The sequence below is a fragment of the Streptococcus caballi DSM 19004 genome, from assembly GCF_000379985.1.
Lineage (GTDB): Bacteria > Bacillota > Bacilli > Lactobacillales > Streptococcaceae > Streptococcus > Streptococcus caballi.
Genome location: NZ_KB904085.1, coordinates 115,658 through 135,812, shown reverse-complemented (window position 1 = coordinate 135,812; position 20,155 = coordinate 115,658). Strand labels below are relative to the sequence as shown.

Below are 20,155 nucleotides of genomic sequence, written 5' to 3'. Positions count from 1 at the left end.
CAGTGACGGCTTTCCTCTAGCCCTTCAACACCAGCTTCTTTGTATTTCCGAACCCAGTTTGATAGTGTTTCTTTAGAAATACCATGGTTCCTAGCTAACCAACTAATTGATTTCCCTTCTTCCGAGTGAAGTAGAACAAGTTCTAGTTTTTCAGAGACGGACTTTGGACTTCTTTTGGACATAGTAAAACTCCCGTTATAGTTTCTAGTGAAAATTTTTGTTTTTTCACTGTCCACTATAAGGGGAGTATATCAGATTTTAGAATGCTTGATTTAACAGCTTTGACTTCAAAAATATCAAATAAAGAAGCAAACTTTCCTCATGTTTCGTTATCTCATTTTTATCTTATCGAAAAAAACACAAAAAGATGATAGCGTTTTCTTGAAAATATATAATAATCGCATAAAAATGAAGCGTTTAGAAAACATTGGTATATCAAGAATTGTAGCCATTATTTAGAAAGTGAGGAGAGTTTTATGTTGAGCATAATGGAAACTATATTTGGTATTTTTATTGCAATTATACTTGTTGTTTTATTGATTTGGTTTTTCTTTTGGGGAAGGCAGTCAGAGATGGAATCGCATGAGGTTGTCTATATCATACACTTTAAATCAGCCATTCCAGATATTAGCAAAAATGACAAAATCATGGAAGAGGTTGGTATTATAGAGCAAACATCTGATGGCTATGTTGTTCATAGCGCAATCAACGATAGTAGGCTGCATAAACTCATTACTCAAGAATACAGCCTAGACCCCAAGCAAGTTCATGTTCATTCTAGGATTTATGCAGCGATGCCCTTGTAATCACATTATGATGGGAAGTAATTTGGAATTGCGGATTTTGCTGTGGCAGCAATGACTATGTTTGTCAAGGTTACTCTATATTATATGAAAAAGAGAACACCACCCTATAAGGTTGATAGACAAGGATACAATAATTATTTCATTAGTTTTCGTAATATTGACAAACCAGATATTCGTCAAAACGATACGATTATGGCTAATGTGATAGCCAAGTATAAGACAAAGGATGGTTTCGTGGTTTCATCAAAAATCAGTGATAGTGCCTTGAAAGAGTTGTAGATGGCTGAGTATCAATTGAGCCCTAAGTAAGTTCAGGTCACCCAAGGTAATCTTTTCGTTTAACATTTCAGATTGGGCTGACTGCTAGGACTTGCAGAAAATGGATACCTTCTTTCTTTTAAAGACTAGTGTAGCAGCGGCGTTTTATCTTAAACATTCAATGACAGGGTAGCGGAAAAATTTTCCTCTACTTTTTTTGCTGTATCGTGTGATAATTTTCCGCAACAAAACGGAAAATTCCCGCGTTTACATCATGTAAGCGTTTTATTATAATGTGAGTGTAAATAAAAAACAAAGGAGATTACGATTATGGCAAAACAAGCTTTAATTATCTGTGCAGGTGGCATGTCATCATCACTTATCGCAAAGAAAACAATGACTTATCTTCAAGAACATGGCGAAGATATTGAAATGGACGCTGTTGGTGTTCCGGAAGGTCAAAAACGTATTATTGATGGTAAGTACGATCTGTATCTAGTTAGTCCTCAGACTAAGATGAACTTTAAACAGTTAGCTGATGCAGCTGCCAAAACTGGAAAACCAATTGTCCAAATTCCGCCACAAGCCTACATTCCAATTCCTATGGGAATCGAAAAAATGGCGGCTTTGGTTAAAGAAAATATTTAGTTTGCATTTTCAAACAACTGGTATAATAGACTGATGCTAGTATAGAAGGAGGAGTCCTGTGCTAACAAAGAAAGAAGCCCATATTATTCAATACTTGAATCAAAACAAAGAACGCTTTGTGACGAGTAGAGAACTTGCAGGGGAGCTTAATTGTTCAGACAGAACTATTCGCAACTATTTTAAGTCTATTTCTGATAAATTACCTCATCATAAAGCTGTTGAGATCATTTCTAAGCAGGGAAATGGTTATCAGTTGCACATTACAGATGAAAAAGTGTTTGACGATTTCCTCAAGGACAATCATATCGGTGGTAGGCAAATTGATTACCTAGGGCAGTCAGATATAAATGATCGATACAATTATATTTTAAATAAACTATTGTTTGAACAAAATGAGATTTATTTTGATGACCTGGCTGATGAAATGTTTGTCAGTCGCTCAACTTTATCAGCTGACTTTAAAAAGATTAGGAAAAGATTTCAGACTTACCATTTGAAAATTGAAAGTAAAGCTAACAAAGGTGTTTTCGTTACAGGAACTGAGCAAAATAAGCGTCGTTTTATCATTGATCATTTTATTGATACCGGCTTTATGACCGTTATGCATTCCTATGTTAGCAGCGATTTACTCAAGATAACGATTTCATTTGAGGAGTTAACACTTATCGTAATTGATGAGTGCAGGGAGGGATGTCTAAAATTATCGGATTTTGTTATTCAAAACCTCGTTATTCATATTGCCTTAGCTCTACGTCGTGTGATGGAAGGATTTGAAATTTCTCAAATTGAAGAACATATCAATTTACAGAGTGTTCCTGAAAGAGCTGTTGCAGCAAGAATTCTCAATCGTATCACACTTGCCACTGGAATCAATTTCCCAGTTGATGAAATTGATTATATTACTTTGCACCTTATTTCAAAGGGACGTGGTGAGAGGGGAGTACCCGTTGATCAAGCTTATAAAAATAGGCTTCGTCAAGAACTGGTGCTAGCCCTTGATGATGTCACTCAGTCGGCTGATGTGAAAAATGATTTTCAATTGTTAGAGGGGCTACTTGACCACTTAATGACTTTGAAAATCCGTTTAGAAAGTCGCATTAACTTGGAAAATCCTTTGAGTGAGGATGTTTTGAATGACTACTCAGATATGTATGCTTTAGCTCAAAGACTGCTAATGAAAATGCCAAGTTTTTCTTCCTACTCATTGACGGTTGATGAGAATGCTTATATTGCTCTGCATTTCATGGCAGCAAGAGAGCGCTATAAAGAGGAACACAAGTTTAATATTTTGGTCATTTGCGCCACAGGTTATGGAAGTGCCCAGATGTTGAAAAGTAGGATACAAAATGAGCTGGGAAGTCTGGTTCATGTAGTGGATGTCATTGGCTACTATGATATTACGGATGAAAAATTGCAGGGAATTGACTTCATCATGTCTTCTATTGATTTGTCTAACCTGATATTTAATATTCCGGTTTACACCGTTTCTGTCTTTTTAACGGAAGTCGAGTTGCAAAAGATTCGTCACAATATTTCACATCTTGCTCAGAAAGGTGCTAGTTCGGAAAACTCAATAGATGTTAGTCCTGCAGAAGACTACTTCGAAGACTATTTTTCAGAAGACAGTATCTTATTTCTGTCAGAGGAAAGCAAAGAGTCAGTGGTTGATAAGCTTCTAAACGCCATGGCAAATGATGAAGACGTTAGCTATATTGACGATATGAAAGCTATGATTGCTCGCCGTGAACAACTGAGTTCGGTTGTTTTCAGCGAAACCATAGCTGTTCCGCATCCCATAAAGGCTCTTAGCACTCATCATCGGATTGGAGTTGCAATCGTTAAAGATGGCGTCAGTTGGTCACCAGAATTTTCCAAAATCCATTTTGTTTTTCTAACGTCAATGTCCGTCTATGATAATGAAGGACTTCCTGAACTTGCTTCGATGATTGTTGACCTTATTGAGCGCAAGGATATTCAAGAAGAAATGCTCAATTGCCAAGACTATAAGGAGTTTAAAAGACTATTTTTAAAAATAAAAAAAGAAAGGTAAGTAAACTATGAATTCAGACGAACTGCAAATGGCCGCTTTTGAAATTATACTTAATTCAGGTAATGCCCGTTCAATTGTGCACGAAGCATTTGATGCCATGCGTCAGGGGGACTATGACTTAGCTGGTCAAAAACTAGAGGAAGCTAATGAAGGTTTTCTCCTTGCACATAATGCACAGACCCATTTGTTACAAGAGTACGCCAGTGGGACTGAAATTAATGTTGAGATAATCATGGTTCACGCACAGGATCACTTGATGACAACCATGACACTCCGCGAAGTAGCTCTGGAAATGTTGGAATTGTACAAGAAAATTAAATAATATAAAGGGTTAGAACTATGGGACAAAAAAATAAAAAGCAGAATCATAAGCAGGTCGATCAAGACATCAAAAAAGAGACCACTTGGAAAAATAATCTGTTTAGCCGTTACATCATTTTTCGATATTCCCTAGCTTTCTTCTTTTTTGCCAATACTTACTGGACGTTGATTTTGATTTATCAAACATCAATTTATATGATTTTACCTTTAGTGATGCTTATTCTATCGATTATGGCAATAGCAGAGCAGTTTAGACTTTATGGACAGAGGATTGCTCTTCTTAAATGGACTAAGTTAGCTTTTCAGGCTCAGTCAGTCGTTAATGGCTTAGCACTTTTGACGCTAGTCCTCCCTGATCAGTTTGTCAAAGCTTTCCCTATCTTTGCCAATAATATAGTCGGAAAGGGATTCGTAGCTGCTGTCCTTGTCCTAGGATTGCTAGTAGCGGCCTACAATCTCAAGCGAGCTCGTCTGGTAGAATCAAACTCTGATAGGTTTTATTACCGTTTTCAACAAACATTTGGAAAAACATTTTAATGATGAGAAAGGAGTTCGTTATGGACGAACAAAAAGGATTCTTTGGTCTTCTGGAAAAATATCTCATGGGACCAATGGGAGTAATTGCACAATATAAGGTTGTGCGTGCCATCACTGCAGCTGGTATGGCTGCCGTACCATTTACAATTGTGGGGTCAATGTTCTTGGTATTTAGTATCTTACCCCAAGCCTTCTCTTTCTGGCCTATTGTGGGGGATATTTTTGCAGCCTCTTTCGATAAGTTTACTGCCTTATATATGGTTGCCAACTATGCCACAATGGGATCCTTATCTCTCTACTTCGTCCTTTCTATGGCCTATGAGCTGACAAAGATTTATGCTGAAGAAGAAGATCTAAACCTAAACCCTCTTAATGGAGCTCTGCTAGCCTTATTTGCCTTTATCATGACAGTACCACAAATTGTCTTTAAAGGTGGCGTGATGACCGCTGTAACAAAACTTAAATCTGGTTCGGTTGTGGCAGATGGTTGGGCAATGTCTAATGGCGTTACACGTTTTGGTACAACTGGTATTTTCACCGCTATTATCATGGCTGTCGTAACCGTCTTGATCTATCGCATGTGTGTAAAACGCAATTGGGTTATTAAAATGCCCGAATCAGTACCAGAAGGTGTTTCACGTGGTTTTACAGCGCTTATTCCAGGTTTCGTAGTTGCCTTTGTTGTGATTATCCTTAATGGCATCTTAATTGCTCTCGGTACAGACATCTTCCAAGTCATCGCTATTCCATTTGCCTTTGTTGGTGGTCTGACAAATACTTGGATTGGTCTGGTCGTTATCTATCTCTTAACTCAAGCTCTTTGGATTGTAGGGATTCATGGCGCCAACATTGTCTTTGCCTTTGTTAATCCAATTGCCCTTTCTAACATGGCTCTTAATGCAGACGGTGCCCGCAACATTGTTGCAGGTGAATTCTCAAACATGTTTGTTATCGCAGGTGGTTCTGGTGCAACACTTGGTCTATGTATCTGGTGTGCCTTCCGTGCTCGCTCAGCACAATTGAGTGCCATCGGTAAAGCCTCAGTTGTTCCAGCAATCTTTAATATCAATGAACCACTGATCTTTGGTTTGCCAATCATTTACAACCCAGCACTTGCTATTCCATTCATGACAGCACCAATTGCTTCAATGTCAATCTACTACCTTGTTATGAGATTGAATTTGATTAATGCGGTCGTAGCCCAAGTGCCATGGCCAACACCAATCGGTATCGGTGCCTTCTTAGGTACTGCCGATATCAAAGCTATCCCAGTATCAATTGTCTGTGCTCTGGCAGCTTTCTTGATTTACTGGCCCTTCATTCGTCGTTACGATAAACAATTGCTTGCCGAAGAAAATGGTGAATCTGCAGTTGCTTAAGTCAGTTCGATTTGAAATTAGAGAGTAGAATGCGACTTATTTTCTAAAGGAAAGGGTGGTGTGTCTACTCTTTTCTTCTTGTCTAAAGTCCTTTTGAGTGCGAATGCTATCCATAATATATAGAACAACATTTTTAACCGCTATCAGCTCCTAACAAACCTTACGGCACGACAATTCTTAAGAGTTTTTATTTATGTTTGAAAGGCTTATATACAATCAGCTATTGTCAAATTCTCTGATCAGAAGATGAACCTTAAAACAAACGGAGCTTCTAAGGTTGCTATCAGCCGTCGGGAAAGTGAAAAACGTTTTTTTTAGTTAGCCGCCAGTTGTCAGAAGGTTGAACCTAAGTTTTTAGACTGCCAAGCATTTTAGGGAGACTGGCGAATGAGTTTTCAGGAGCACAAATGATTTATCTAAGTCAAATGCAGGCTTTTCTTAGACCTCCCCTCACCAAAGTGGGTCATTTATGGTAAAATGAAAGCAGCATTAATCTTAGCATGTTTGACTAGTGGTAGCTGTTGTTTTGGATGATGGGACTAGACGTATTGACGAAGTTGTTCAGTCTGCTATGTTTATTAGAGAAAGAGTTAGGAGAGTTTGTTGATGATAAAAGTGGTAGCTGTTGATATGGATGGTACTTTTTTACGAGATGATAAGTCTTATGATGTAGCCCGCTTTGAACGTGTTTTGGATGTGATGGATAATCAAGAGATGCGTTTTGTTGTGGCATCCGGCAATCAGTACCGTCAGTTGATTGGTCATTTTCCTAGTGATTATCAACGCCTCACCTTTGTGGCTGAAAATGGTGCCAATATTATTTCGCATGACAAAACTCTAGTAGCCAAATTTCAAAGTCATGAGGATGTGGTGGAGCTAGTCACTTTCGTGGAGAAGGAATTTCCTGATACCATTATTTGTTTGACTGGTGAGAGCTCTGCCTATATTCGCTCAGATGTGGATGAGAAAGAGAAATCCTATCTCTCCCCCTATCTGCCTAAGATGGACGAGGTGGATGACCTCTTGTCCTTGCCTGATGATGCTTATTTTAAGGTGGTTCTCTTGATGGCGCCAGAAGACACGAAGAGCGTTCAGGACGGTGTCAATGCTCATTTTGCGCAAGGAAATTTATACGCCACCTCTAGTGGTTTTGGTTGTATTGATGTTATCAGTAAGGGTGCCCATAAGGCTTGGGGGCTACAACAGTTACTTGACCAATGGGACTTAACCAGCCAAAATCTCATGGCTTTTGGAGATGGTATGAATGACTATGAAATGTTGAACTTAGCTAACTATTCTTATGCCATGGCTAATGCTCCTCAGGTTGTCAAAGAGGTCGCCCGCTTCACAGCACCAAGTAATAATGATGATGGTGTCTTGAGTGTCCTGGAAGAGTATTTGGGTTTGGAGTGACAAAGAGATTAGGAGACATCTGCCATGCTTATCACCTTAATCAATCAGATTCTTGTCATGTTTGCCTTGATGGCTCTAGGTTTTTTGGCTAATAAATTACGGTTACTCCATGAAGAGTCTATCTCGGATCTGACGCAGATTTTACTGATGATCATTGGGCCAGCGCTTATCATCAAGGCCTTACAGCGTCCATCTACCAGCGATAGCCTGCATACCTTGCTGATTGTGGGCTTTGGAGTCTTTCTCCTCTACGTTATTGAAATCGTCCTAGCGCAGCTCTTTTTTGGGAAAGTCAAGGATAGAGACAGTAGGAGAAGTGCCATCTTTTCCAGTGTTTACAACAATGTGGGCTTTATCGGCATTCCTCTGGTAACGGCTCTTTTTGGCCTAGATGGTGTCTTTTACGCTGTTATCTCAATGGTGGTTTATAATATCTTTTGCTGGACACATGGGATAGCTCTTTTTCATAAAGAAAAGCAACCTCTATCGGATAGTTTGCGTAGTATCATTTTGAATCCCAATGTCTTGGCCATCATTCTGGGGCTGATGCTGTTTTTGACCTCCACCAGTTTACCAAAGATTGTGGTGACCAGTTTGACTTATCTGGGCAATGCTAATACGCCCTTGTCAATGATGGTCATTGGCTACACCTTGGCCGATATTCGCTTTAGCAGGTAGCTCCTTGATAAAGTCGTCGTGCTGACCGTCCTCTGCCGCAATTTTCTTTTCCCTGTCTTTGCTCTTTTTCTTTTCAAATGGCTGAGTTTGAAAGGGATAGATTATTCAGCCAGTTTGTTGTTAGCGGCCTGTCCAGCTCCCAGCACGGCGGTGCTCTTCACCCTGCAAGTTAAAGGAAATACAGCTTATGCAGCAACTGAAATGGGGCTGTCGACGGCGCTTAGCCTGGTCAGCATCCCTTTCCTCTTTTTCCTAGCTAGTCTCTTGACCTAGATGTAATCACTAAAGGAGATAAGATGCCAAACCTTCAAGATTTATATAAGACCAAAGAAGTCAGCCTTTTCAGGCAATTGCTTCTCAAACAAGACCAAGAAAAAATTTGGAAAAATTATCAGGAACTAAACCAACTGGCAGAAAAAGGTGGTACTGTTTTTGCTGGCGATTCTATAACGAAATTTTTTCCTATCCATGAATTGCTCCGATCCAGCAAGCGACTTTATAACCGTGGTGTGCATGGCATTGATAGTTTAGACTTATTAGCTCACCTGGATAGCCACATTCTTGATTTGAAGCCTGAGAAGATTTTCCTGCTCATCGGTATCAATGATTTAAAGGATAGAAGTCCTAGGGAAAGTTTAGAAACGATTGAACAAATCATTAATCGGGTTCATACCGACTTGCCCCACAGTCAACTTTATCTTTTATCTGTATTGCCTATCAATGAATCTCATGTTTTTAGACATTCTCCAAGTCGACGTAGCAATCAAGCTGTTCTAGAACTCAACGACGGACTGCGTCAGTTGCCAGTACCTACTTTTCTTGACTTGCACGACCAGTTTTGTGACGACAGGGGTCAGTTGAAAAAAGAATGGACACTTGATGGGATCCATTTGACAATTTCTGCTTATCAGATTCTCAGTCAAGCCCTACAATCCTTTCTTTAAGAGGAAAGTCCGATTTTCCAAACCTTTGTGGTTAGTTTAAGCGATAGTCCTACTATCTTAAAAAACGAAAAGGAGAAACATGCAAAAAGAAACGTTAACGCCTGAATTAAAGGCCTATCAGAAAGCGAGACTAGGCTACTTTAAGCAAAATAATCCCAGACAAAAAGAGGGAGGCACTGTTTTTGTTGGCGACTCCCTTATCGAATTTTTTCCTATCAAAAAATATTTGGGCAGGAACCTTAATCTCATCAACCGTGGGATAGCTGGGACAGATACGAAATGGCTTCTAGACCATCTTCAAGAACAAGTTTTTGACCTGAAACCCAGCAAGGTTTTCATTCTGATTGGGACTAATGATATTGGCATGGGACTTGCTTTGCCTGACATTCTGGCTAATATTGTTCAGATTGTTTCTGAGATTAGAAGTCAGTTTTTGGAGACAGAGATTTGTTTGCTGTCCCTTCTGCCAGTAAACGAAGAGCCTATTTTTCAAGAACGGGTTAAAATCAGGCAGAATAAGGACATAGAAGATCTTAACCTCAGCCTTTCTCTTTTGTCCAGTTTAACTTATGTTGACTTATATTCTTGTTTGTTGGAGAACGGTCAGCTTGGTCAAGCTTATACGAAAGATGGCCTTCATCTCACTCAGGAAGGCTACCGTCTCATATCGTCAAAAATAGCAACCTATCTCTGAGCATCAGAGCACTGTCTAATCAATAGAACTAGTGAAGTTCATTATTCTTTAGAATATCGTATGATAGTATTGTTTTTCCCAATTATTTTACAGGAAAAACAAGGCTATTTTTTATATAATGCAGGCAATAAAGCATTGAGGTAATGACAATGGCAAAAGATTTCTATATGATGCGACATGGTCAAACACGTTTTAATGAACAACATCGCATTCAGGGGGTGTGTGATTCGCCTTTGACAGAATTGGGCATTAAGCAAGCCCAGCAGGCAGGTCAATATTTTAAAGAGCAAGGCATTGTTTTTGAGGAGGTTTATTCTTCGACGCAGGAGCGTGCTAGCGATACGGCAGAGCTTGTGACAGGACGCACTGATGTTATCCGATTAAAAGGTCTGAAGGAATGGGACTTCGGTGCCTTTGAAGGGCAACAAGAATTTCTCAATCCTCCTTTGCAGGCAGGTGGTGTTGGCTACGGTGATTATTTCGTTGTTCATGGCGGTGAGTCCAATCAAGACGTTCGTGAGCGCGTCAGCCAAGCTGTTCGTCAGCTTTTGGATAATAGCCAAGCTGATACGATTTTGGCGGTTAGCCACGGCGCAGCTATTTCCCAATTTTATCGACATGTTTTGAGCAATCCACCTCAAGTGAAGGGCATGCATAATTGTGCTGTTTTACACTTTCTCTATGAGAATGGCGACTTTGACCTGCTTTCTATCTACAATCCTGATGAGGGTCGCTATATTTACGAAAAGGGGATTCACAATGACAAGTAGACTTTATTTAATGCGACATGGCCAGACTCTCTTTAATGTGCAAAAACGCATTCAGGGCTGGTCAGACTCACCGCTGACTGATTTAGGTATTGAACAAGCCAAGCAGGCTGGCGCCTATTTTGAAAAAGTTGGTCTGACTTTTGATAGCTATTTTTGCTCAACAACGGAGCGAGCCTCTGATACCTTGGAATTAGCGACGGGTGTGACGAATTATAAACGCCTCAAGGGCCTCAAAGAGATGAATTTTGGTCGTTTTGAAGGTCAGCAGGAGTACTTGCACCCACCACGTGAGGTGCGTCGAGCTGTTGGCAATTATTATGTCATTCACGGCGGTGAGAGTGATAATGATGTGCGGGCGCGTGTTAATGCGACAGTCAGTCAGATTGCTCAGGACAATGAGAACAAGACAGTATTAGTAGTCAGCCACGCTGGTGCCCTCATGCACTTTTTAACCTCGATTGGTATTGATTTTGAGAAGTATGGCATCTTTCCAAGTAATTGTTGCCTCTTTGATCTGACCTATGATGGCGGAGATTTCCGCTTAAATCGGATGATTGATCCCTTGGAAGAAAAAATTTTTGATTTTTCTTTGGGACAATGGCTGAGCTGAAAAGTTTGCGTCTCATCTCAAGGAGTTTGAAAAAATGTCATGATCTTCGTAATATAGTATTAGAAAATCCTATCATAGAATAGGATTTTTTATCTTTGTTTGGGTTATACTATAATCAAATGATAAACGAGGTGTTAAATATGACTGAATTAAAACCATTTCCAAAAGGATTTCTCTGGGGCGGAGCAACTGCAGCCAACCAATGTGAAGGTGCCTACGACGTTGACGGTCGTGGCTTAGCCAACGTTGACGTTGTTCCTATCGGTAAAGACCGTTTCTCAATCATTGCTGGTCAAAAGAAGATGTTTGACTTTGAAGACGGCTATTTTTACCCAGCCAAGGGCTCTATTGATTTTTACCATCACTACAAAGAAGACATTGCTCTTTTGGGTGAAATGGGTTTCAAGACTTTTCGACTTTCAATTGCCTGGTCACGGATTTTTCCAAAAGGTGACGAGCTAGAGCCAAATGAAGCAGGGCTTCAATTCTATGAAAACGTCTTTAAAGAATGCCACAAGTATGGCATTGAGCCACTGGTTACCATCACTCACTTTGATTGTCCAATGTACTTGATCGAACATTACGGTGGTTGGCGTAATCGTGAAATGATTACTTTCTATGACCGTTTGGTGCGTACACTTTTCACACGTTTCAAAGGTTTGGTAAAATACTGGTTGACTTTCAATGAAATCAACATGATTTTGCACGCGCCATTCATGGGAGCAGGGCTTTATTTTGAAGAAGGTGAAAATGTTGATCAAGTCAAATACCAAGCTGCCCACCATGAATTGGTAGCGTCAGCCTTGGCCACTAAAATTGCCCACGAAATTGATCCTGAAAACAAGGTTGGCTGCATGTTAGCAGCAGGGCAATATTATCCGAACACCTGCAATCCAAATGATTACTGGAAGGCTATGCAGGAAGATCGTGAAAATTATTTCTTCATTGATGTGCAGGCACGTGGTGAGTACCCAAACTATGCTAAGAAGAAATTTGAACGCTTGGGTCTTGATATTGAGATGGCAGCAGAAGATCTAACGCTTCTCAAAGAAAATACTGTTGACTTCGTATCCTTCTCATACTATTCAAGCCGTGTGGCATCTGCAGATCCTAACTTGACAGATACGACCGCAGGCAATATTTTTGCCTCAATCAAAAACCCTTATCTTGAATCGTCTGAGTGGGGCTGGCAAATTGACCCACTTGGGCTACGCATCACTCTCAATCAAATCTGGGATCGTTACCAAAAACCGATGTTTATCGTTGAAAATGGTCTAGGTGCCGTGGATACGCCTGATGAAAATGGCTATGTCGCAGACGATTATCGTATCGATTATCTGCGTGAACACATTAAAACAATGAACGCCGCCATTAATGAAGACGGGGTTGAGTTGCTTGGTTACACAACTTGGGGCTGTATCGACCTTGTTTCTGCCGGAACAGGTGAAATGAAAAAACGTTACGGATTTATTTACGTTGACCGTGACAATGAAGGGAATGGCACTTTGAAACGTTCTAAGAAGAAGTCATTTGACTGGTACAAGAAAGTCATTGCATCAAACGGAACTGATATTGATTAAAAGGGACAGAGAGGCGGAATCCGCCTCTCTCTTTTGGAATTCTATCAAATATTTTGTGTAACCTGTTCACATTGTGGCTATTGCCCATGTTGTAGTTGTCCAAACTATAGGATGAATAAGCTAAAACGACCTCGATTCGTTAGCTCAGAGTTGGTTCATGGCTGCCTCAATCTGCTTTATAAAGAGTTCATCAAAATCAAAATCCTTTCTGGAGAGTTCTTGGAGTAAAGTTGTGATAAAATAAGGCATGGGAGCAAATCCTTTTTCTAGTGTAGTATTGTAACTCTACTATACAGAATTTATTCTTTTTGTGCTTATACAACTTATTTTACACTATCAGACAGTGTTGTGATGAATTTGCGTACCCTAGCTATTTTTAAATTGACTCTAGCAGAAGTGGCTGCTTTTCATGTATAATAGAGGTGTTGCAAAATCTTATCCAAGGAGTTTTCATGAAATTTGAAAAAAGACATATTTATTATATCATCATAGCCTTTGTAGTTTGCTTCGCCATTCAGGCTTATTGGAATACTGGTGCTCAGTTGGTCATGACTTTTTATAAAGCTAGCCTACCCTTTCTAATGGGGGCAGCGATAGCCTACATTGTCAATATTGTTATGAGCGCCTACGAAGGCCTTTATGTCCGTTTGATTAAAAAGGACAAACTGCTGGCTTTCAAGCAAACCATTTCTTTGATTTTGGCCTATCTGACCTTCATTGCTGTCATTATTTGGATTTTCTCTATTGTCTTACCTGATTTGATTTCAAGCCTCAGTAACCTGACAAAAATCGATACTTCAGCGATTTCCAACTTCTTGACTAGTTTGAATGACAATAAATTGGTCAATCGGGCGCTCAAATACTTTGGTTCGGACTCGGATTTATCAGCCATGATTTCCAATTATAGTCAGCAAATTCTTAAGCAGGTCTTGGGTGTTTTGACGAATCTCTTAACCTCCGTGACGACCATTGCTTCAACTGTTCTTAATCTTTTCATCAGTTTGGTCTTTTCAATTTATGTTTTAGGCAATAAGGAGAAGTTGGGGTATCAGTTTAACCTACTCATTGATACTTACCTTGGGAAATTCGCTAAACCTACTCATTATGTTATTGGGGTCTTCCACAAACGTTTCCACGGCTTTTTTGTGGGGCAAACTTTGGAGGCAATTATTTTAGGTAGTCTAACTGCCATCGGAATGGCCCTTCTGAAACTGCCTTACGCAGCGACTATCGGTGTTTTGATTTCATTTACCGCTTTGATTCCTGTTGTAGGGGCTTATATTGGCTTGACTATCGGCTTTATCCTGATTACTACCCAGTCTGTCAACCAAGCTATTGTCTTCGTGATTTATCTAGTTGTCCTTCAACAGTTTGAAGGTAATCTCATTTACCCGCGTGTCGTAGGAGGTTCTATCGGTCTGCCTGGTATGTGGGTATTGATGGCTATCACTGTTGGTGGTGCACTTTGGGGTGTTTTTGGCATGCTGATTGCAGTACCGTTAGCTGCCAGTCTTTATCAAATCATTAGAGATCATGTTTACAAGCGCCAAGCTCTTAAAATTACTAACGAGGAAGCAGAACAATGACCTTAAATTTACTATTTTCCATTGACGATGGCTACCTTGACCAGTTCAAGGTGACCCTCTATTCAGTCCAGCAGAATACTAGTCTGAAAGATATTCATGTTTACCTCTTGCAAAAGACACAGTTGGATCGGCATGAGGAAATTCTGGTATTCTGCCAAAACTTGGGTATTAACTATCATCCTGTTATTATTGGTGAAAAGGCTTTTGAAGACGCTCCGACGACCGATCGTTACCCTGAGACCATTTACTACCGCCTTCTTGCGCATGAATACCTGCCTGATGACTTGGATAAGATTCTCTATCTAGATGCAGATATTCTTTGTCTCAACGATCTCAGGACCCTCTATGAAGTGGATTTGACGAATTATTTATACGCGGCAGCCAGTCATACATCAGATAGTAATATTCCTGATTTAGTCAATAAGTTACGCTTGGGAAATTTTGAAGCGGAAAGCTACTATAACTCTGGTGTGCTTCTTATGAATCTAGATCTCATCCGCCAGCAAGTCAAACGTCAGGATATTCTGGATTACATTGAAAAGAAGGGGCGTCTCTTGCTTCTGCCAGACCAAGATGTCTTCAATGCACTTTATGGTCATAAGACCTATCAAATTCCAGACCAGATTTATAATTACGACGCTAGATACAATGTCCTCTATTTTGCCAGAAGTTCAGGCCTTTGGAATTTGGATTGGGTCATTGAACATACTGTTTTCCTGCATTTTTGTGGACGAGACAAACCTTGGAAAGCTGATTACCGAGGTCGCTATGCAGCCCTCTACAAGCACTATCAGCAGCAAGTCAAACGTGTTTAATACAAAAAAGTCCTTTGGGGCTTTTTTGTTTATAAAACGAATAGTAATAGTGGAGGTAAGTTTTATGTATACAATTGAATTGAAAGAAGAAGCACTTTTGCCACGCGAACGTCTGCTGGATTTGGGAGCTGAGCAGCTCAGCAATCAGGAATTGTTAGCTATTCTCTTGAGGACGGGCACCAAAAAAAGACCTGTTTTGGAGGTCTCAACGCATATCTTAGGAAGCTTGGATAGTTTGGCAGATTTTCGTTCCTTGTCCCTGCAAGAGTTACAAAAGATTAAGGGGATTGGTCAGGTGAAATCCATTGAAATCAAGGCTATGCTTGAACTGGCCAATCGCATTAATAAGGCTGAGTACAGTAAGCAGGAGCGAATCATGAGCAGCGAACGTTTGGCTAAAAAGATGATGATGGAGTTGGGTGACAAGAAGCAGGAGCATCTGGTTGCCATTTATCTAGACACACAAAATCGCATTATCGAACAGAAGACGATTTTCATTGGAACCGTTAGGCGTTCGATAGCGGAGCCTAGGGAAATTCTACATTATGCCTGCAAAAATATGGCGACTTCGGTCATTATTGTCCACAATCATCCGTCAGGATCTCCTACACCCAGTGAAAATGACCTTAATTTTACCGAAAAAATAAAACGATCATGCGATACCATTGGCATTGTTTGCCTGGATCACATCATCGTTGGGAAAAATGATTATTATAGCTTTAGGGAAGAAACGGACGTTCTTTAAAGTTCATGTACCACGAATTTAAAAAGTTCCAAATCTGCTTGGCGTTTTTCGTGTAATAACTCTGGATGCCATTGAACACCTAGGTAGCGCATTTTAGGATTAATTGATTCAACAGCTTCAACGGTTCCGTCATTAGGATCTCTAGCAATGATGCGTAGGTCACTGGCTAAATGTTTGATGCTCTGATGGTGAAAAGAATTAATAGAAGTTTCCTTGCCATAAATCTCAGCAAGTTTAGTCCCTTCCTTAATAACCATATCATGGGAGAGATAGTCAGAAGGTAAATCTTGCCAATGATTTTCAATATCCTGATGTAAGGAGCCACCTAAGGCTACATTCATCAATTGTGTACCACGGCAGACAGAAAAAATAGGTTTACCTTGTCTGACGGCTTCTGCGATGATAGCTAATTCAAAATCATCTCTTTCACGCATGAAATCATCTTCAGATGCCATATTTTCTTCACCATAGAAGCTAGGATCAACATTTTGGCCACCAATTAAAATGATCTTATCAACCAGTGATACATAGCTTTTAGCAGTTTGGGGTTCTCCAATGGGAATAATCAAAGGAAGCCCTCCAGCTTCCTTGACGCCATTCACAAATCCAGATGGTGCATAGGTCCAAAGAATGTCATCAAGCGCAGGATTGGACCTTTCATTTGCAGTGATACCAATAATTGGTCTTGACATTGTTTCTCCTTAATTTCTCTGATTCATAAAATAAAGCAGCGTTTGCAATTCACTAGTCAGGTCAACATACTGAACAATAACGGATTTTGGAACAGAGAGGTGGACAGGAGAGAAGCTGAGAATACCTTTGATACCAGCGGAAACCAGCTGGTCAGCAACTTCTTGAGCCTTATCACTAGGCACCGTTAAAATTGCCGTTTCAATATCAGTATCATGGACTTGTTGATTGAGAGATGAAATACCATAGATAGGAATGCCTTCAGGCGTTTTAGTACCTACTAATTCATTGTCATCTGTGTCAAAAGCAATGGCAATCTGCATTTTATTGCGATCGTGGAAGCGGTAGCGAAGTAGGGCACGACCAATATTTCCACACCCCACTAAAAGAACATTTGTTGTTGAGTGGTCATTCAAAATATCCGCAAAGAAATTCATCAATTTTTTGACATCATAGCCGAATCCACGACGGCCTAGTTCACCAAAGTAGGAAAAATCACGGCGGACAGTAGCAGGATCAATCCCCATTGCGTCAGCAATCTGCTTGGAGCTAGCCTTCTCCACCCTATCAGTGTTAAAACGTTTAAAAATGCGATAATAAAGTGATAGACGTTTGGCTGTCGCTTTTGGAATAGATTTATCAATAGTCACAATATCATCTCCTTAGTTTATTATAGTTCTATTTTATCAAAAAACTTTGTGAAATAGACAACAATTTAGTTAAAAAGCAAAAAACTTATGACTAGCATAAGTTTTTCTGAATCATTCTTCTTCGTATGGGCTTCGGTCTAGTTGAGACAGGAAGAAGTAGAGATTCCCGATGTTGTCATGATAATCTAATTCGTGCCCATTATAGGTTAGCTTTGTAACTTTATAATAATCAGCCAAGCTAGTCAAGCAGGTGAATTGTGCTTGCTCAAACTCAATATAATTATCGTAAGTAACAGTCATTTCTTGTTTGTTCACATTTAAATAAGTGACTTCAATCATCTTTTTACCTCGTTTTTATTTATTAAGGTAATTATAGACCGATCGGTCAGTTTATTCAAGTAATATACTCAGACTTCCTTTTTGCTGAAAATATCACGTTCAACTAGGCTATCCATGAGGAAGTAAAACTTATCTTGAACGACCTTATTGTCCTCTGACTTAAAAATATTAACCAAGCGTAGACCAGATTTATCAGTGATAGATAGTTTAAACCCTGTCAGGTCTTTATTGACGATAATTTTCAAAGGAAAGCCATCACCAGAATTTGGAACTTTTTCTAATAAACGAGTAAGCTCATAGTTGCCGACGCGGGTTTGAATGAAAGTAGTGTCACGCAGCGTATATTTTTTGACATTATCGTTTAAAGTATAGCTGTAGCGACAATCAGTTAAATGAATTTCTTTTTCAAATGCCATATTAATTTCCTACGATTTCTTTTAGTTTATTTGCCAAAGCGAGCACTTCATCTACAGTATTCAAATCAGAGAAGCTAATGCGGATAGATTCGGTTAAACGATGAGAATCATTACCGAAAATGTTGGCCAAAACATGGCTTGGGTCAACTGTTCCTGCTGTACAAGCAGAGCCTGTAGAGACCGCAAAACCAGCCAAGTCCAGTTGTGTTAAGAGAACACCATTGTTTTGACCAGGAAAGCCAATATTAACAACGTGAGGCAAGTGGTTAGCCTGGCTATTGAGATAATAATCAAGACCATCAAGTGCAGATAGGAAAGTGTCATGCAAGTTTTGAACGTACTTGAAATTGGCATCCAAATGTTCTTGGCTATCCATCAAAGCTTGAGCCATGCCAGCAATGCCAACCAAGTTTTCAGTACTGGCGCGACGCTTTTCCTCTTGTTCACCACCATGTAAGAGATTATCAAAATGGAGCGGCTGAGAGTAGAGGATACCAACGCCCTTTGGTCCGTGAAATTTATGCGCTGAGGCCGATAGAAAATCAATGCCCAGCTCTTGCGGATTAATGGCAAGTTTCCCCATAGCTTGTACCGCATCAACATGAAAAACAGCCTGATGATCTTTTAATAAATTCCCAATTGCTTGGATGGGAAGAATGTCCCCTGTTTCATTATTGGCAAACATAACACTGACTAAAATAGTGTCTTGCCGAAGAGCTTCTTGCACCTGTTCAACAGTGATTTTACCGTCATTGGGCCTGAGATAAGTGACTTCAAAACCAAAGCGTTTTTCCAAGTAATCCATGGTGTGAAGAACAGAGTGGTGTTCAATAGCAGTTGTAATCAAATGCTTTCCTTTAGCTTGGTTAGCCAAAGCATAACCCTTGATTGCTGTATTGTTACTCTCAGTCCCCCCCGATGTGAAGATAATATTGCGAGGCTGTGTCTGCAAAGCTAAAGCGATAGTCTGACGATATTGTCTCAAGTGCTGGTTTGCTTTACGGCCAAAATAATGAATACTTGACGGATTTCCAAAATTATTGGCCATTATCTTGGTCATTTCTTCAATGACAGGGATTGTGAGTGGGCTAGTTGCCGCATTGTCAAGGTATATCATTGGTTATCATCTTCCTTCGCAGAGTAGGCAAAGAGCGGACTTAATGGTTTTCTTTCGTGAACGCGGATAATGGCGTCTGCAATTAAATCACTGGCTGAAAGATATTTGAGGTTGTATGGTATGCGCTCTTTGGTACGTACAGAATCTGTTACGATGATTTCTTTGAGTGGCGCAGTATCTAGTGTATCTGAAGCGCCTCCAGCAAAGAGACCATGGCTAGCAACCGCATAAATTTCAGTAGCACCTCCACGTTCAACAATCTTAGCAGCCTCAGCGAAAGTTTTACCAGTATTCAAAATATCATCAATCAGGATAGCCTTCTTGCCAGCTACATCACCAATAATATAACCAGATTCGCGGTGTGAATCATCTTGGGCATAGTCAATGATAGCAATTGGAGAATCCAAATGCTCTGCCAAGCTACGCGCACGTTTAATACCAGAATTTTTTGGACTGACCACTACAACATCTTCACCAGTAAGACCTAAATTTTTATAGTGTTCCACAAAAAGTGGTACTGTGAAAAGATTATCAACTGGAATATCAAAGAAGCCTTGTACCTGAACGGCATGTAAGTCCAAAGTTACCACACGGTCAGCCCCAGACTTAACTAACATATTTGCGACTAGTTTAGCTGTAATAGGTTCGCGTGATGCTGCGATACGATCTTGACGTGAGTAACCAAAATAAGGAATGACAACATTGATAGAGCCTGCACTAGCACGTTTGCAGGCATCAATCATGATCAGCAATTCCCAAAGATTATCATTGACAGGGTAGCTGGTTGATTGGATGATGAAAATATCATAGCCACGTACAGTTTCTTCAATATTAATCATAATTTCGCCATCAGAGAATTGCTTGGTTGATACTTTACCAAGTGGAACACCTGCAGCCTGGGCAATTTTTTCGGCAATTTCAATGTTTGAAGACAAAGAAAAAAGTTTGAGTTGTTTATCGGCATAACGTTCAGTCATGATCTTTATAAAGCTCCTTTAAATTGATAGTTACATTGTACCAAAAAAAAGCGAAAATATCACTTTCAAAAGGAAATTAAAAGGCTTGCAATATTTAAGTTTATTTAGTATGATTCTAATTAAGAAAAATAT

At 39.9% G+C, this 20,155-nt stretch carries 25 protein-coding genes; 18 read left to right on the top strand and 7 right to left on the bottom strand.

Going from position 1 to position 20,155, the window contains the following annotated elements:
- Positions 1-182 (bottom strand): helix-turn-helix domain-containing protein (locus tag A3GS_RS12365; protein WP_018364774.1); only part of this gene is annotated, 182 nt, incomplete at its 3' end.
- A gap of 390 nt (positions 183-572) precedes the next feature.
- On the opposite strand from A3GS_RS12365, the gene A3GS_RS0107305 reads away from it, so the two are divergent.
- The 18 genes from A3GS_RS0107305 (at position 573) to radC (ending at position 15,834) form a co-directional block, all read left to right on the top strand.
- On the top strand, positions 573-806 hold the full coding sequence (locus A3GS_RS0107305; RefSeq protein ID WP_240430898.1) for a hypothetical protein: 234 nt from the start codon (positions 573-575) through the stop codon (positions 804-806).
- Positions 807-890: 84 nt separating this feature from the next.
- Positions 891-1,085 carry a hypothetical protein gene (locus tag A3GS_RS0107300; protein ID WP_156808884.1) on the top strand — a complete coding sequence of 65 codons (195 nt, stop codon included), beginning with the start codon at positions 891-893 and terminating at the stop codon, positions 1,083-1,085.
- Between the two features lie 309 nt (positions 1,086-1,394).
- Entirely contained in the window at positions 1,395-1,712 is a 318-nt protein-coding gene (locus tag A3GS_RS0107295; protein ID WP_018364771.1) for a PTS cellobiose transporter subunit IIB, read from the top strand.
- Between the two features lie 58 nt (positions 1,713-1,770).
- Positions 1,771-3,762, top strand: a complete 1,992-nt coding sequence (locus A3GS_RS0107290) for a BglG family transcription antiterminator (protein ID WP_018364770.1) — start codon at positions 1,771-1,773, stop codon at positions 3,760-3,762.
- A gap of 7 nt (positions 3,763-3,769) precedes the next feature.
- On the top strand, positions 3,770-4,084 hold the full coding sequence (locus A3GS_RS0107285; RefSeq protein ID WP_018364769.1) for a PTS cellobiose transporter subunit IIA: 315 nt from the start codon (positions 3,770-3,772) through the stop codon (positions 4,082-4,084).
- A gap of 17 nt (positions 4,085-4,101) precedes the next feature.
- Positions 4,102-4,620: a hypothetical protein gene (locus A3GS_RS0107280; protein ID WP_018364768.1), complete on the top strand. Its 519-nt coding sequence runs from the start codon at positions 4,102-4,104 to the stop codon at positions 4,618-4,620.
- 20 nt (positions 4,621-4,640) lie between these two features.
- Positions 4,641-5,999 carry a PTS cellobiose transporter subunit IIC gene (celB, locus tag A3GS_RS0107275; protein ID WP_018364767.1) on the top strand — a complete coding sequence of 453 codons (1,359 nt, stop codon included), beginning with the start codon at positions 4,641-4,643 and terminating at the stop codon, positions 5,997-5,999.
- 606 nt (positions 6,000-6,605) lie between these two features.
- Complete coding sequence (locus A3GS_RS0107270; protein WP_018364766.1) at positions 6,606-7,412, top strand: Cof-type HAD-IIB family hydrolase; 807 nt, start codon at positions 6,606-6,608, stop codon at positions 7,410-7,412.
- A 24-nt stretch (positions 7,413-7,436) separates the two neighbouring features.
- A complete protein-coding gene (locus A3GS_RS11665; RefSeq protein ID WP_018364765.1) occupies positions 7,437-8,090 on the top strand; it encodes an AEC family transporter in 654 nt (217 codons plus the stop codon).
- Positions 8,091-8,108: 18 nt separating this feature from the next.
- Positions 8,109-8,363, top strand: coding sequence for an AEC family transporter (locus tag A3GS_RS12060; RefSeq protein WP_018364764.1), 255 nt, complete (start codon positions 8,109-8,111; stop codon positions 8,361-8,363).
- Between the two features lie 23 nt (positions 8,364-8,386).
- Positions 8,387-9,034, top strand: a complete 648-nt coding sequence (locus A3GS_RS0107260; protein ID WP_018364763.1) for a GDSL-type esterase/lipase family protein — start codon at positions 8,387-8,389, stop codon at positions 9,032-9,034.
- A gap of 79 nt (positions 9,035-9,113) precedes the next feature.
- The gene (locus A3GS_RS0107255; RefSeq protein ID WP_018364762.1) at positions 9,114-9,728 is read left to right on the top strand and encodes an SGNH/GDSL hydrolase family protein; all 615 of its coding nucleotides are present in this window, start codon (positions 9,114-9,116) and stop codon (positions 9,726-9,728) included.
- A 149-nt stretch (positions 9,729-9,877) separates the two neighbouring features.
- Positions 9,878-10,498, top strand: coding sequence for a histidine phosphatase family protein (locus A3GS_RS0107250; protein ID WP_018364761.1), 621 nt, complete (start codon positions 9,878-9,880; stop codon positions 10,496-10,498).
- The gene (locus A3GS_RS0107245; RefSeq protein ID WP_018364760.1) at positions 10,488-11,108 is read left to right on the top strand and encodes a histidine phosphatase family protein; all 621 of its coding nucleotides are present in this window, start codon (positions 10,488-10,490) and stop codon (positions 11,106-11,108) included. Before A3GS_RS0107250 ends, A3GS_RS0107245 begins: the two co-directional genes overlap by 11 nt.
- Positions 11,109-11,248: 140 nt before the next feature.
- Positions 11,249-12,688, top strand: coding sequence for a 6-phospho-beta-glucosidase (locus A3GS_RS0107240; protein WP_018364759.1), 1,440 nt, complete (start codon positions 11,249-11,251; stop codon positions 12,686-12,688).
- A 452-nt stretch (positions 12,689-13,140) separates the two neighbouring features.
- Positions 13,141-14,274 carry an AI-2E family transporter gene (locus A3GS_RS0107230; RefSeq protein ID WP_018364757.1) on the top strand — a complete coding sequence of 378 codons (1,134 nt, stop codon included), beginning with the start codon at positions 13,141-13,143 and terminating at the stop codon, positions 14,272-14,274.
- On the top strand, positions 14,271-15,089 hold the full coding sequence (locus A3GS_RS0107225) for a glycosyltransferase family 8 protein (protein WP_018364756.1): 819 nt from the start codon (positions 14,271-14,273) through the stop codon (positions 15,087-15,089). Before A3GS_RS0107230 ends, A3GS_RS0107225 begins: the two co-directional genes overlap by 4 nt.
- 64 nt (positions 15,090-15,153) lie before the next feature.
- Positions 15,154-15,834, top strand: coding sequence for a RadC family protein (radC, locus tag A3GS_RS0107220; RefSeq protein ID WP_018364755.1), 681 nt, complete (start codon positions 15,154-15,156; stop codon positions 15,832-15,834).
- On the opposite strand, the gene A3GS_RS0107215 is transcribed toward radC, so the two are convergent.
- From A3GS_RS0107215 to A3GS_RS0107190, 6 genes are all read right to left on the bottom strand, one after another.
- Complete coding sequence (locus A3GS_RS0107215) at positions 15,831-16,526, bottom strand: gamma-glutamyl-gamma-aminobutyrate hydrolase family protein (protein WP_018364754.1); 696 nt, start codon at positions 16,524-16,526, stop codon at positions 15,831-15,833. The genes radC and A3GS_RS0107215 overlap by 4 nt on opposite strands.
- Positions 16,527-16,535: 9 nt before the next feature.
- Positions 16,536-17,174: a redox-sensing transcriptional repressor Rex gene (locus tag A3GS_RS0107210; RefSeq protein WP_018364753.1), complete on the bottom strand. Its 639-nt coding sequence runs from the start codon at positions 17,172-17,174 to the stop codon at positions 16,536-16,538.
- A gap of 111 nt (positions 17,175-17,285) precedes the next feature.
- On the bottom strand, positions 17,286-17,513 hold the full coding sequence (locus A3GS_RS0107205; protein ID WP_018364752.1) for a DUF4649 family protein: 228 nt from the start codon (positions 17,511-17,513) through the stop codon (positions 17,286-17,288).
- A 68-nt stretch (positions 17,514-17,581) separates the two neighbouring features.
- The gene (locus tag A3GS_RS0107200) at positions 17,582-17,929 is read right to left on the bottom strand and encodes a DUF1831 domain-containing protein (RefSeq protein ID WP_018364751.1); all 348 of its coding nucleotides are present in this window, start codon (positions 17,927-17,929) and stop codon (positions 17,582-17,584) included.
- Between the two features lies 1 nt (position 17,930).
- A complete protein-coding gene (locus A3GS_RS0107195; protein ID WP_018364750.1) occupies positions 17,931-19,046 on the bottom strand; it encodes a cysteine desulfurase family protein in 1,116 nt (371 codons plus the stop codon).
- Positions 19,043-20,023: a ribose-phosphate diphosphokinase gene (locus A3GS_RS0107190; RefSeq protein WP_018364749.1), complete on the bottom strand. Its 981-nt coding sequence runs from the start codon at positions 20,021-20,023 to the stop codon at positions 19,043-19,045. The genes A3GS_RS0107195 and A3GS_RS0107190 overlap by 4 nt, the downstream gene beginning before the upstream one ends.
- Positions 20,024-20,155 lie beyond the last annotated feature (132 nt).